The 14760-nt window shown below is 33.8% G+C and carries 14 protein-coding genes; 11 read left to right on the forward strand and 3 right to left on the reverse strand.

Translation table 11 applies throughout. The features are described from left to right. Window positions 1–6 precede the first annotated feature (6 nt). The 7 genes from Q0893_RS17630 (at window position 7) to uvrB (ending at window position 10039) form a co-directional block, all read left to right on the forward strand. Window positions 7–417: a lipocalin family protein gene (locus Q0893_RS17630; RefSeq protein WP_299278183.1), complete on the forward strand. Its 411-nt coding sequence runs from the start codon at window positions 7–9 to the stop codon at window positions 415–417. Between the two features lie 11 nt (window positions 418–428). Beyond that, a complete protein-coding gene (locus Q0893_RS17635) occupies window positions 429–2321 on the forward strand; it encodes a tail fiber domain-containing protein (RefSeq protein WP_298904200.1) in 1893 nt (630 codons plus the stop codon). 6 nt (window positions 2322–2327) lie between these two features. Beyond that, window positions 2328–4511 carry an FG-GAP repeat protein gene (locus tag Q0893_RS17640; protein WP_299278187.1) on the forward strand — a complete coding sequence of 728 codons (2184 nt, stop codon included), beginning with the start codon at window positions 2328–2330 and terminating at the stop codon, window positions 4509–4511. Window positions 4512–4557: 46 nt separating this feature from the next. After that, complete coding sequence (locus tag Q0893_RS17645; RefSeq protein ID WP_299278189.1) at window positions 4558–5901, forward strand: serine hydrolase; 1344 nt, start codon at window positions 4558–4560, stop codon at window positions 5899–5901. Window positions 5902–5933: 32 nt separating this feature from the next. Continuing rightward, window positions 5934–7301, forward strand: a complete 1368-nt coding sequence (locus tag Q0893_RS17650; RefSeq protein ID WP_299278192.1) for an amidohydrolase family protein — start codon at window positions 5934–5936, stop codon at window positions 7299–7301. A 7-nt stretch (window positions 7302–7308) separates the two neighbouring features. Further along, window positions 7309–7953, forward strand: a complete 645-nt coding sequence (locus Q0893_RS17655) for a hypothetical protein (protein ID WP_299278196.1) — start codon at window positions 7309–7311, stop codon at window positions 7951–7953. A 79-nt stretch (window positions 7954–8032) separates the two neighbouring features. Continuing rightward, window positions 8033–10039, forward strand: coding sequence for an excinuclease ABC subunit UvrB (gene uvrB, locus Q0893_RS17660; protein ID WP_298904191.1), 2007 nt, complete (start codon window positions 8033–8035; stop codon window positions 10037–10039). Here uvrB and Q0893_RS17665 read toward each other — a convergent pair. After that, window positions 10036–10437 (reverse strand): TerB family tellurite resistance protein, encoded by a 402-nt coding sequence (locus Q0893_RS17665; protein ID WP_298904328.1) that lies wholly within the window; start codon window positions 10435–10437, stop codon window positions 10036–10038. The two genes, uvrB and Q0893_RS17665, sit on opposite strands and share 4 nt — an antisense overlap. Before the next feature lie 270 nt (window positions 10438–10707). Between Q0893_RS17665 and Q0893_RS17670 the strand changes: the two genes are divergently transcribed. The 4 genes from Q0893_RS17670 to Q0893_RS17685 all read left to right on the forward strand — a co-directional run bounded on the left by Q0893_RS17670 (window position 10708) and on the right by Q0893_RS17685 (window position 13060). Next, window positions 10708–11517: an alpha/beta hydrolase-fold protein gene (locus tag Q0893_RS17670; protein ID WP_299278198.1), complete on the forward strand. Its 810-nt coding sequence runs from the start codon at window positions 10708–10710 to the stop codon at window positions 11515–11517. A gap of 7 nt (window positions 11518–11524) precedes the next feature. Further along, window positions 11525–11767 (forward strand): DUF1456 family protein, encoded by a 243-nt coding sequence (locus Q0893_RS17675; RefSeq protein ID WP_298904187.1) that lies wholly within the window; start codon window positions 11525–11527, stop codon window positions 11765–11767. 81 nt (window positions 11768–11848) lie between these two features. Then, on the forward strand, window positions 11849–12550 hold the full coding sequence (locus Q0893_RS17680; RefSeq protein WP_298904185.1) for a phosphoadenylyl-sulfate reductase: 702 nt from the start codon (window positions 11849–11851) through the stop codon (window positions 12548–12550). A 90-nt stretch (window positions 12551–12640) separates the two neighbouring features. Then, the gene (locus Q0893_RS17685) at window positions 12641–13060 is read left to right on the forward strand and encodes a hypothetical protein (protein WP_299278201.1); all 420 of its coding nucleotides are present in this window, start codon (window positions 12641–12643) and stop codon (window positions 13058–13060) included. Between the two features lie 207 nt (window positions 13061–13267). On the opposite strand, the gene Q0893_RS17690 is transcribed toward Q0893_RS17685, so the two are convergent. Together Q0893_RS17690 and Q0893_RS17695 are read right to left on the reverse strand one after the other, a co-directional pair. Beyond that, entirely contained in the window at window positions 13268–13651 is a 384-nt protein-coding gene (locus Q0893_RS17690; RefSeq protein WP_298904181.1) for a hypothetical protein, read from the reverse strand. A gap of 163 nt (window positions 13652–13814) precedes the next feature. Beyond that, window positions 13815–14651: a hypothetical protein gene (locus Q0893_RS17695; protein WP_299278205.1), complete on the reverse strand. Its 837-nt coding sequence runs from the start codon at window positions 14649–14651 to the stop codon at window positions 13815–13817. Between the last annotated feature and the right edge of the window lie 109 nt (window positions 14652–14760).

The following is a 14760-nucleotide window of genomic DNA, read 5'->3' on the forward strand; positions in this document are numbered from 1 at the left end:
ATAATCATGAAAACACACAATTTATTTGGTCTCCTTTTAATCCTACTCTTAACTTTTAATTGTAGTAGTGATGACGACTCATCATCTGGAGACACACAAACAACAGCTCAATTATTAAGGTCTGGAACATGGTACTTAGAATCTAAAACACCAGGCGATTTCACTGACTGTGAAAAAAACTCCTCATTTAAGTTTAACACTAATAATACAGTGGATGTTGATTCTTATGATGATGCTTCTGGTCCTTGCGAATCTGAAGGTGTTGTTAGCGCAACCTATTCATTAAGTGGAAATACTTTAAATATTGTCATAGGTGGCGAAACAATAACTGCTACTATAAATAGTATTTCTGAAACAACATTAAACGTTACAGATGATGTTGGAGATACGATAGTATTTGATAAAACTCAAGGATAAACCCATTTAGTATGAAAACAAAACTCACAATTATAGCTTTTTTTGTTGCGTTAGCTTCTATAGCACAAAACGGTATCAATTACAAAGCGCTTATTAAAGATACTAACGGAAATATTCTAAATACCCAAGGTATAGATATGGTGTTTAGCATACAGTATGAAGGTAACACCTTATATAGCGAATTACAACAAATAGTTACCGACAATAATGGCATTGCCATAGCTACTATTGGTGAGGGTTCTTCAATAACAGGTGTTTTTGATACAATAACATGGGACATTGGAAATTTGGATCTCAATGTCCAAATAGATTTTGGAGATGGTTTGGTAGACTTTGGTAATAGCGGGTTTAATCTGGTGCCATATGCCATAGAAGTCTTAAACAAAGAAGGCTTAATCTCTATAAACGAAGGAGCTGGAACAGGTTGGCGTCTTGAAGGTGTTGTTACAGATGGTGATGAAGGTTATGGTAGCATCGGAAATAATGCAACCGATTTAAGTGTCTCTAATGCCAATGGATTGAATTTAATATATCCTTATGGAGCAACAGGAACAGGCTCGTTTGCAACTGGCAGAAATACTGTCGCTTTTGGAGACTATTCAACGGCTTTGGGGCATGGCACAATAGCTTCAGAAAATTATACGACAACAATGGGGTTTCTTACCCAAGCTTCAGGACTATATGCAACCGCAATGGGACGAAGTACAAATGCAAATGCCATATATTCTACGGCAATTGGACGTTATAATTTAGGCGGTGGAAATGCTACAGTTTGGAATGATAATGATCCTTTATTTGAAATAGGTAATGGATCATCAGCATCAAACAGAAGTAACGCATTAACAGTATTTAAAAGTGGGGCTCAAGCTCTAAGGAGTAACAATTACGGACTTAATATAAGAACGGGAGATGATTCAAATGACTACGGAATTGAGATTGTAGGTTCAGGTGGAGATGGGCTTATAATAACTTCGGCTGGTAATGATGGTATTGTAGTAAATGGTGCAATTGATGATGGGCTAGTCATATTTGCAAATGATCAAGGAGCTCGTATTTCCGGAGATAATGCTGGAATATATGCTAGTGGAGGATCAGTAGCGACTCAAGGTGACATTCCAGATATCATATTAGGCAGTATCGGTCCAGACATTTTAAACGATGACGGAATCATTTCTACAAATCCAATTAGAACCAGTAGTGATATGATTCTTCAAAGTTACGATGATGTTGTTGTGCAACTGGATTTCGATAGTAGTGAATCGGGAACTTTTAGAATACAAAACGACGCAGGCACTAATGTTGTTAGCATTAATGAATTTGGTGATCTGGATATTGATGGACGATTACAAATTGGTAACGAAACCATAGAAGATACAGGGTCCAATCAATTGTCCGTCGATGCAAGTTTAATTCCCAATACGAATAATGCTTTCCGATTAGGTAATAGTGACAACAGATGGATTGGCGTTTGGGCAACAGATGGAACAATAAACACGTCAGATAGACGTGAAAAGAAAAATATTAAAGTTTTAAACTATGGGTTGAACGAAATATTACAAATGAACCCTGTAAGTTTCAAATGGAAAAATAGAAGAGACCAAGACACCAAACTCGGTTTAATTGCGCAAGATTTACTAGAACTCGTTCCTGAGGTTGTGAAAAGTTATACTTGGGAAAAAGATGAACTATCTGGTGAATTAACTAAAAAAGAATTGAAACGCTTAGGTGTGTACTATTCCGATTTGGTCCCTATACTTATTAAAGCCATTCAAGAACAACAAAAGATAATCACAACTCAAAGAGACGAAAACTTAAAGCAAACTGCAGAACTCAGTGGCATTAATGACACTTTAAAAACGCTCTTATCACGTATTGAAAAATTAGAAAACAACCAATCAAATTAGTTCATTATGAAAACAACATACACGCTTATTTCCTTTTTACTATGTACCGTTTTAGGGTTTGCACAAAATGGAATAAATTATAAAGCCCTTATTAAAGACAATAACGGTAACGTCATTGCATCTCAACCTGTAACTGTGCAATTTATTATTTATGAAGGTGATGCACTTTCTAATAATGTATATCAAGAAAACCATACCGTTAATACAGATATCAATGGATTCATTATTACAAATATAGGTGAAGGTACAACTAGTGATGATTTTAGTACTGTTAGATGGAGCAATGACGAACATTACTTAAATGTACAAGTAGATATTGGTAGTGGTCTTATAGATTTAGGAACCACACAATTTATGGCAGTTCCTTATGCTCTAAGTAGTGGAGATCATCCATGGACTAAAAATGAAAATGGCGTTCATACGTTAAATGATGATATAGGAATCAAAACTGATAATCCAGAACATACCTTAGATGTAAGATCTACATCCCAAACTGAAGCATCTGGATTTAACCTTTCCAACAATGACAAATCACGTTATGTTAGGTTCTTTAGTGGAAGCGAACAATTTCCAGATCCATCCATGTCTTGGGCTCCAGAGCACAATTTTCTATTCGCTACTTTTGATGATAATACTTTAGATTTTACTGAACAAATGCGAATAAGCATGTCTGGTGATGTTGGGATTGGTATTTCTGATCCAGAGGCAAGATTAGATGTTAAGGGAGGAGATTGGAATCTCGATGCTGGAAATCCAGGCGACCTGAGAATAGGAAATAGCACTCATAATGTGCGTTTTGGCGTCGCTACTGGTGGTGGTGGAGCTGGTATAACAAGACTCTATTCGACCAACCATTTACATTTGGGTGTTGCTGATGAGTCACACATGACAATAGAATCTGGTGGAGATACTGGTTTTGGAACAACAAACCCAAGTCAAAAAGTTCATATTAACGGAAAACTAAAAATTGGAGATGACGAAAAAGCACCTAGCGAAGGCACCATAAGATATAATTCTACTGATAAGAGTTTTGAAGGTTATGATGGTACTAAATGGATCAATCTTGGAGGCGCGTCGAGTCCTTATGGCGTTCAAGGCACATTTAATTTTCCAAATTCAAGCTTTTATCTGAGTATCCCGGGATCCGCATCTGCCATGTATGCTTCTCAAAATTTTATAGCTATTAAAAGTAGAGAAACAATTACTACTATTGATCCAACTTTTATCCCTCCACTAACAATTATCACCGATGTTATACATGTGAATGTCTATAAAGAAGGTACAGACTCTAATTGGTCAAATGTATTATCATTATCTCATAGTACATTAGGGTCAACACGCAATTCATATGCGCAGAGTATAGCACTTTCAGAAAATAGACTTTTAATTGGTGATCCCGATGATAATCGTGTAGAAGAGTATAATTATCAATCTGGATTTTGGTCGAATGGGCATGTTTTTCAATCGCCTGATTCTAGTATAGACGATAGCTTTGGCCATTCTGTTGCCATGTTTGGAAATGAAACGATAATTGGAGCACCTGCATATTCAGTAAATGTCTTTACGCCAGTAACAACTGGACCAGGAAAAGCCTATATATATGATGGAAATGATATTTTGAATGCGACATTAAGTGGTCCAGGTGCAACTTTAGGAGATAGATTTGGAACCTCTGTAGATATTTCTTTAAATAGAGCAATTGTCGGAGCACCAGGAGATAGTTTTGGCAGTATTTCTAATGCTGGTTCTGCAACAATATTTAATAAATTTAGTGGAAATTGGTCAACTAATAATACGTTTTTTAATGAAACTCCAATAGAAAATGGATTTTATGGAGGAGTTAGATTAGAGGGCCCAAATTACCTTTATATTGGTGGAGTTGGCGGTATTGATGCATACCTAATTGAAGACGGTTTTTGGGTGTTAAAAGAAACATTATCAGGAAATGTAAGTGGTTATTATTCTAACGGTTATTCATATAGTGGTCATGACAAACTGGTTTATAAAAATATAGCAATAGATGAAGATAAATTGGATTTCTTAACCACTGCCGAAAGAGATGAAACCAATTTTTTTAGAAATACATCTTCAATAATTAATGGCACAGCTGAAATAACAAGTTATGATATTGTTGACAACACGATTTATACTTTAGGTTCTGATGACAGAATATATGTTTTTGAGTATTAATCTTCATGTAAGATTTGCATTTAATATGCTCCTAAAACTAAAGACTATGAAAATAATCACTTCAATTTTCTTCATTTTATGTAGCTCAATAAGTTTAGCTCAAGTTAATTCTGCTGAAATAGATCGTATTATAAACAATGTCGTAAAAACAAATGGCCCCGGAGCAATTGTTTATGTAAAGCAAAAAGGCAAAGTGCTTTATGAAAAAGCGTTTGGTAAATCTAATATCGAACTCAATGTTGATATGAAAACCAAAAACACATTTAATATTGCGAGTATAAGTAAAGAATTTACAGCCATGAGTATTTTACAACTCATGGAGAAAGGAAAGCTATCTCTTGAAGATAATCTCAACAAGTACCTTCCTAACTATTCCAAAAATGGAGATAAGATAAAGATTAAACACTTGTTGTCTCATACCTCTGGTCTTAAAAGTCATACAGATACTATTTGGGCAAATACAGATGGCAGACGTTATTTTGAATCTATGGAGAATGTTCTCAATTATTTTAAAAAAGACGTTATAAAATTTGAACCGGGAGAGAGACATGATTACTGTAATCTTAACTTTAATGTATTAGCCTACATCATTGAACAAACATCTGGAATGTCATATTCAGAGTACGTTGAAGAGCATATATTTAAACCACTAGACATGACTGATTCATACATTCCAAATGAAGGTCAAGTGATTCCAAACTTATCTACAGGCTATGAATTAAAGGATAACAAAATTGTCTACGCAAGGTACCATTCATTGAATCAAACTAGAGGTTCAAGTTCTATCCACACCACAGTTCAAGATTTAGCAAAATGGTACGAGGGTTTAATGAATTCAAAAGTCGTTTCAAGAACAACTTTACGAAAAGCATGGTCTCCATTTGTTCTAAACAATGGCATGAGCGAAGTGTATGGCTATGGTTTTTATAGTGGAGAAAAATTCAATAAAACAGCCATTTTTCATAACGGTTTTATATTTGGCTACTCCACATCAGATATGTATTTCCCAGAAGATGATTTGCTCATATTAGTGGCATCAAACATTAGTGATATAAATGTGATTAATACCAATAACATCATCTTTGATATTGCGGCTAATATCTATAAAAAGAACACACCAAAACTAACCGCTGGAACTTTAGACTCTTACGTTGGTAATTACAGAATGAAAGAGGGATTTGGAGCTAAAGTGTTCAGAGAAGGCTTGCAGTTATTCATTATTGTTAGTGATGGAAAACCAGACAAATTATTTCCAGAATCACAAACCGTATTTATGGTGAAAGATTTCCCAGCTAAAGCAGAGTTTTTGCCTTCTGAAAATGACAGTGGTGAAATGGGTATCATATTATCGCGAGGAGCAGACCGTTTCGAAGGCATAAAAGAAGATTAAACGCTATAAGTTAAAACATCAAAATTTCTATAATGAAAACACTAAAAACCATTATTACGCTAAGCCTCATTTTCAACTTTGTTAACTCTCTAAATGCTCAAAACTTAAACCTAAAAATTATCAAAACTGAAATAGAACTTTCAGAATTCAAAGAGCAAGAGGCCTTTAAAAAAGGACAATGCGATCGCGTGTTAGAAGCTATGGAAGACGATATTTCGTTCCTAGCTAATGGTAAAAAGATTCCTTCTAAAACCATTATTGAGAAGTTTTGCAAGTCAATCCCAAGGCCTTTTAAGACACCAACGGTATCTACACTTGATATTTACCCACTAACCAATGAATCGGGTTACACCATAAAAACACTCGAATATCCGCTCGACGAGGGTACCAAAATACAAGAGTATGTTACAAAAATATGGAGGAAAACTAAAGGCAAATGGAAAATTAGTCATCTTCATTCTACAGTCAAAGAAGTGCCCATAATAAAGGAAGCTTCACAAAAAGAAATTGATGATTTCTTAAAAAACCAACCAATAATAGATGTACATATCCACATTACCAAAGGCTATGCGGACAATGAAGATTATAATAAAATGAATCCAGATATAGATTTAGCAAAATTGGAATGGATGAGTCAACGATTTGATAAAAACAATATTGTTTTGGCTTTAGGTGGCGGTCCAATAAAATATGCAAAACTATGGCAAGAAAAAGACAAACGTCATTGGAGTGGCACACGATTACCCTGCAATCCATTAGCAGAACAAGACGAACCATGTGACAATGAATTACCAGATATTATAAAATTAGAAGACATGTTTAAAAACGGCACCTTTAAATACTTAGGAGAAACGGCATTCCATAGTATGGGCATCCATCCTGCCGACTCACGCTTTGATCCCTATTGGGCTCTAGCAGAAAAATATCAAATACCAATCGGTTTTCATGCAGACAAAGGACCGTTTAAAAGAAATATGAAAGAGACTCCAAATTGGAATGAAGCCTATGGAAATCCGCTTTTATTACTCCCCATCCTTGAAAAATACCCAAATCTCAAAATTTATTTAATGCATTATCCTGGAAGCTATTTTAAAGAATGTTTAGAAGTTATGAAAAAGCACCCGCGCGTCTATTGCGAAATAACAGCAGTGAGTATGTTTGCACCAAAGTCCATATGGGAACCTCGTGTCAAACAACTTTTTGATGAAGGTCTAGGAAATCGTTTAATGTTTGGTTCTGATTATGTAGGCACAATTCGTAAAAATATTGAAATCGTTTATAATTTAGATTGGCTTACTGAGAAACAAAAAAGAGACATTTATTACAACAATGCCGCAACGTTTTTAGGGCTATCTGAGTCTGAAATAGAACTACATTATAACATGGCTAAATCAAAATAATAATATTATGAAAATTCTCATGGTAATAGATTTCACGCAATGGTCACATACAATAATAGGAAGCATTGCCTTTCTAGGTGGTATCATAGCGCTTGTCACAAAAAAAGGTTCTAGGTTTCACATCATTGGAGGGCGTGTTTTCTTTTTTGGAATGCTCTATGCTTCATTGTCTATTGTTAAATTTATGATTGAAGAATTTAGACCTTTAGCTATTTTGCTAAGTGTGGCAACAATTTATTGTATGCTGACTTCAATTTCAGCATTACGTCATAAAAGTAAATACTCCAAATTAATAGATACTATTCTTATTATTTTTCCAATTATATTATTTGCCTTTGCTACATTTCAATTGATATTGATTTTACCTAAAATTAGTTTAGGGACATTAGCTAGACTTCTATTTTCATTTACCTTTGCTTTGATGGTTTTTAGAGATTTTAAACGTTTAAAATCTAACGATAAAAACCATCTATTTTTTATAAAACGCCATGCGTTTAGAATGATACTTGCATTTGGTTTTGCAGTAATGGCTGTACTAAGAATTGCTGTTAAATTTGATTTTATAGATTTAGAGTTTTCGGTAGCAATTCCAATGCTAATTGCGCTTATTAGTGCTTTTTATGTAGAAAAAAAGATTGAAAAATTACTTTAGTTTCTTATGAAATAAAATAGTTCTTTTTTAGAATTCAATGACCATTGATTTCCGTTAATCTTTATCGTAACTTTGTAGGATGCGTTTTAAAGTACAATCCGAATTCAAACCCACAGGAGATCAGCCTCAAGCCATTAAACAATTAGTAGAGGGTATTGAGACCAATGAAACCTATCAAACCTTATTAGGTGTAACTGGTTCTGGTAAAACGTTTACCGTCGCCAATGTGATTCAAGAAGTACAGCGACCAACTTTGGTTTTAGCCCATAATAAAACACTTGCAGCCCAGCTGTATTCTGAGTTTAAGCAATTTTTCCCAGATAATGCCGTCGAGTATTTTGTGTCCTATTATGATTATTACCAACCTGAAGCCTATATTCCTGTTTCGGGTGTTTATATAGAAAAAGATTTATCCATCAATGAGGAAATTGAGAAGATGCGTTTAAGTACAACCTCTTCCCTATTATCTGGACGTCGCGATGTCATTGTTGTCGCTTCAGTGTCATGTTTATATGGTATTGGAAATCCTGTAGAATTTCAGAAGAATGTAATTTCACTGGAAATTGATCAAGAAATTTCGAGAACCGACTTACTCCACAAGCTTGTACAGAGTTTATACTCTAGAACAGAAGCCGATTTCAACCATGGAAATTTCAGAATAAAAGGAGATACTGTAGATGTATTTCCAAGCTATGCCGACGATGCCTTTCGTATCCATTTCTTTGGCGATGAAATTGAAGACATTGAACAGTTTAATATTCAAACCAATGAGGTTATTGAACATTATGATCGTTTAAATATTTATCCTGCAAATATGTTTGTAACATCACCAGATATCTTACAAAATGCGATTAAAGACATTCAGGATGATTTGGTAAAACAGCATGATTATTTCAAAGACATTGGAAAACACCTCGAAGCAAAACGCCTAAAAGAGCGTACCGAATTTGATTTGGAAATGATTCGCGAATTAGGGTATTGCTCTGGAATTGAAAACTACTCTAGATATTTGGATGGACGTCAACCTGGTACAAGACCATTTTGCTTACTAGATTATTTTCCAGATGATTATTTGATGGTTGTTGATGAAAGTCATGTTACAATTTCTCAAGTTCACGCCATGTATGGCGGCGACCGAAGTAGAAAAGAAAACTTGGTAGAATACGGATTTCGCTTACCCGCTGCCATGGATAATAGACCCTTAAAGTTTGAAGAATTTGAAGCCTTGCAAAATCAGGTGATTTATGTAAGTGCTACGCCTGCAGATTATGAACTTCAGAAGACAGACGGTATTTATGTAGAGCAAGTGATTAGACCTACAGGATTACTAGATCCTGTCATTGAGGTTCGCCCAAGTTTAAATCAGATCGATGATCTTATAGAAGAGATACAACAACGTGTTGAGAAAGACGAACGCACCTTGGTGACCACATTAACCAAACGTATGGCTGAAGAGTTAACGAAATATCTTGATCGTATCCAAATTAGATGCCGCTATATTCATAGTGATGTTGATACCCTTGAGCGTGTTGAAATAATGCAAGATTTGCGAAAAGGACTATTTGATGTATTGGTTGGTGTTAACTTACTTCGTGAAGGCTTAGATTTACCAGAAGTGTCTCTTGTAGCGATTTTAGATGCCGATAAGGAAGGTTTTTTACGTTCTACGCGTTCATTAACGCAAACTGTAGGTAGAGCCGCAAGAAACCTTAACGGAAAGGCTATTATGTATGCTGATAAAATTACGAAAAGCATGCAAAAAACAATAGACGAAACTGAATACAGACGCGAAAAACAAATTGCTTACAATACTAAACATAATATTACACCTAAAGCCCTAAATAAGAGTTTAGATAATGCGTTGTCTAAAAACTCGGTAAGTACGTATAGTTATGAATTGGAAGCAGCGAGAGCAGCAGAACCAGAAAGTGAATACTTAACAAAAAGTCAGTTAGAAAAAAAAATCCGTGAGAAACGAAAGTTAATGGAACAAGCAGCTAAGGCACTGGATTTTATTATTGCTGCACAATTGCGTGATGAAATTAAAACCTATCAAACAAAGTTAGAGAAGCTAAAAGTTTCTTAGTTATACTGAACTTTAAAGATATCAATTAAAAAGTCTGGTGGTACAATTTTATTCGGAAAGCTCTCCATTAAATCTAAAACACGATTAATAGATTCATGGCTTAGTCCCATTCGTAATCCGAAATTATGGAGTTTCACCAATTCTTTATTAGAGATTTGATGATCTAGGTTCATTAACAAAACTAATCTATGGAATTGGACAATACGTTCGCTATGTGATTTTAAATGTACATAGGTAACTGGATGTTCAAATAAGTAATCGAAATCTTCTTTAGATATTTCTAGTTGCCTAGCAATACTCGAAAGAAATTTATATTCAATAGATTTTATATTTTCGTCTGTCTGCGCAAAGGCTATCATTTCAGATAGAAGGCTAAGCTTTTCAACACGATTTATCATATTAGAGGGATTCATGATTTTTAGTTTTATAAATTTAAGAGGTTTGTTTAGGTTATAATCCTCTATAATTTGTAAGTCATCGAAAAATAAAGTGCAATTCGTCGTTATTTTCTTACTTTCATACATATTTTAATTTTAAACACCTGATTATCAGTTATTTAAAAAAATTGTGCCGTTCATCGATTTTTTGACTTTCAAAATTTATTATCGATAAACGGCATAGTATCTATTTCTTAAATTTTGTGTACATTCGTTTTAATTGATTTTTGCATGAAAAACGCCGCACTATTTTTATTGTGCTTACTAAGTATAACAACCTTATGTAATGCTCAAAGCACAGCATCTAAAAATGTATCGACATTTAAAATTGAAGCACCACAATTAGATACACTTAAAACGATTTGGGTCTATACACCAAAGTCTTATGCGACCTCACAACTTTCGTATCCTGTAATTTATATGTTTGATGCTCAAAATTTATTCGATGATCAAACCTCCTATGTTGGCGAATGGAAAATTGATGAATACTTAGATAGGCTTACCAATAAAGAGGTTATCGTTGTAGGCATTGAACATGGTAATAGTAAACGTTTAGAAGAGTTAACACCGTATCCTCATGAGACTTATGGTGGCGGTAAAGGTGACAGCTTCATGCAGTTCATCATAAATACCTTAAAACCTCATATAGATCTAAGCTACAGAACTAAATCAGAAGCCAGAAACACCACAATTTTTGGAGCATCCTTAGGGGGTTTAATGGCATTCTATGCAACTGTTAAATATCCTAAAACCTTTGGTAATGCAGGCGTGTTTTCTCCTTCCTTTTGGGTAAGTGATAAAATTTATGAATTGGCATCTACTACCAAAATCCCTAAAACATCAAGATTTTTCTTTTTAGTTGGAGATAAGGAAGGTGATACTATGGTACCCGATCAAGAAAAAATGGTAACACTGCTTTTAAAGAAAGGGGTTAAACAAGATTGTATTGTAAACAAAATAATTAAAGATGGTGAGCACAATGAAGCGCTTTGGAGTTCTAATTTTCCTGAGGCATTTCAATGGTTAACTAAAGATAAATAGAAATAACATGACTAATAACGACATATTTAAAAAACTAAGAGTAGCCCACAAATTACGCGATGATGATATTATTAAAATTTTGGAGCTGGTCGATTTTAGAGTTTCTAAAAGCGAGTTAAACGCCTTTTTTAGAAGAGAAGATCATCCCAATTATATGGAATGTGGCGATCAAATTTTAAGAAATTTTTTAAATGGATTAATTATTCATTTGCGTGGTCCAATGCCAAAACCGCAAAAAAAGAAGTCATAAATTATCATTCTCATAAAAATGTATAGTGTTTGTCAATTCTTCAGAATTGTATACTACCTTGCATGGTATTAAAGTTCGCTTATGTTTGAAATTTCCTCTCTAAAAAAAGTAGTCCCTAACATTTCAGAAGCTGAAATAAAGGCACTCAACACAAAGTATAAACCATTATCTGCTACAGAACGCATAGAACAATTATATAAGGATTTTGATATTTCCGAAGTTATGTTAACTAGCTCATTTGCAGCAACATCAGCTTTTTTACTTAAACTTTTTTCTGAGGTCAACAAAAAGCAAGAGGTCTTTTTTATTGATACGGGATATCATTTTGATGACACCTTAAAGTATAAAGAAGAATTGACAAAACGCTATGGACTAAATGTCTCTTCAATTAGTGCCTTAAAAGAGGAACATGAATTCACAACAAAAGATAAAACTTGGACAAAGAATCCAGATTTTTGTTGCTCTATTAACAAGGTTAAGCCCCTAGATATTATCAAAAGCAAATATAAAGTTTGGGTCTCTGGTTTAATGGAATGGCAAAGTGACCATCGCTCTAGTTTAGATATTTTTGAATTGCGTGGAGAGATTTTAAAATTTTATCCTTTACTCGATATCTCTAAAGAGAAACGAGATGCCTATATTAAAACACATGATTTACCATTTCACCCATTAGTTGCCAAAGGTTATCATTCTATTGGTTGCAAACATTGTACAGTACCAGGTGAAGATCGTGATGGTCGATGGAATAACAACCCTAAAACAGAATGTGGATTACATTTGTAAAAAATGAATTTTAAGTCGATTTATATTTTAATATGTATACTGACGCCAATTTTATTAAGTGCTCAAGAGCATACTATAAATTGCGACAAGTTGAAACTATCCTTTGACGAAGCTCATATTAAATTATTAAATACTTTAATGAAAAAGGCAGAAATTTCAGAAGGTGATGCCAAGAAAAATTATGAGCGTGAATTCTTTTGTGCAATGCCTAACTCTTTTGATAAGATGTTAGATCTCTTATATCTCGATGCTACACTTAGCCATGATAAAGCCAAAGCGAATAACGAACCACCACCTATGTTATATATAGCTCATCCTTGGGTGAGTTTTTTTAGCAAAATTAACTCTGTCCCACCTCAACAGTATTATAACAAGTACATTGATATGTGTATAGATGGCTTCTATGGTGCCGATTATATACAAAATGGATTTCAAATCTACAAACGTTTTGAGACAGATACTGAGGCCATTTGCGAAGTCCTTGCCAAAAAAAAAAGTCAAAGACATTGAAGACGTTTTCTACTTTATTTTTGACGCCTCACATCCCGAAAATGAATTAAACCAAGAGATTTATAAAAAAATACATCCTTTAATTTCTAAAGAGAATAAGACATTAGCTTTAATAATGACTAAGACTTTAGAAACATTAATAAAAACTAAAAGGCATTAAAAAAAGCGTCCAAATAATGAACGCTTTTTTAAACAAAAATCCCTTAGTTACTTTTTCTTAGTAAGTATTACCGGAAACTTAAATCTTCTTTGATAAGTTATGGCGTCCTTTGATATTTTTTTGTAATTCAGACGCGTTTTAATAAAGTTTTCAAATGCTTTGTTTTGAGTATCTACAGATAAGACCACCATTTCATTTTTTTCGTTAATCGTAATTTCTACATCGGCACTCATACCTTCGTAAAATTTAAATGTTGGATTTTTCAATAAATCTCCTATTGTCGCCTCAACAGAGTTTGGCACAACAGATTTTCTTTTTTTCTTTTTCTTGATTGTTTTAACTGGGTCAGTTTTAATTGGATCTGTGCTTGCTTGAAGCGCACTACTAAACGTAACTGCTACGACTAGTATTAACATTTTTAAAGTTTTCATGATGAATTGTTTTATGATTGATACTTAAATGACGACCAATATTTTGGAATGTTACACAATAGACACATGAATTAACAGTGTTTAACATTGATTAATAGTTCTTTAACATAAATAAAAAAGCTCCCATATTGGGAGCTCTTTTAGATTGATAGTCTAGGTTTAACTAAAACGTATGGAGTGCAACTGCCGTTCTATCATAGGTGTTTGTTTCTAAGCTTGAAATATATGTAGCTAGAACTTTTAAGTTGTTTCTTGTGTTTTTTCTAATCTTATGTTCTTTAATAAATGTCAATATCAATTTAGCATCTTCAGGAAAATCTCGTTTTATAGATTTTCTATTTGTACTTAACGCCACCAATTTATTATCATTTATAATATAATAGTGATCCTCCATTTTGAATTTAATAGGCTTATGGGTTCTAGCATTTCGATTACGTTTGTATGTTTTGGTACTAACATAGCTATAGACCCTTTTTTTGAGCAATCCAGATGCCTTACTATCCTCATCGATTAAGAAGTAACTTGCAACCTCCTGACCTAGGTTGTTTTTGTATGGCTTCACGATATAGGTTTCATTGCTATCTAAAAAAGTAATTTGAACATTATTCCTTTTAATAAGTTGGAATATTTTATCGTTATCCTTAATTTCGATATCATCAGAAATAGGGTTATAACGAGCAGAGAAATGATTAAACTGACCATTAATAAATATTTTCGCTCTTCTCCATCGCATGTTTAACGAGCGATCTAAGTTGTAAATAACTGGGTTAAGATCTGACCCTCCATAACCACGATTACCATAACAGTTGTAAATCGTATTCCACCCAAATAACCTACCAAGGTTTTTATAACTAGGCGAAATACCTTGTCCTGTTAAATAAGCTCCTGCTAACGGATTATCATTATTCACGCTAAAAGACGTTGATCCTCCTCCACTTAGCTGAGCAGCACAAATGTTTACCATTAAAACACTAAGTGCCAAAATTGTAATTTTCTTCATAATCTTAAATTTATAATGTTAATAGTATAATAACATCACAATTTTTATGCCAGAACATCCTTACAATGACAGCAAATAAAACATAAAAAAAGCGCTCAATATGAGCGCT

Origin of the sequence: uncultured Psychroserpens sp., assembly GCF_947494225.1 — a bacterium.
GTDB lineage: Bacteria > Bacteroidota > Bacteroidia > Flavobacteriales > Flavobacteriaceae > Psychroserpens.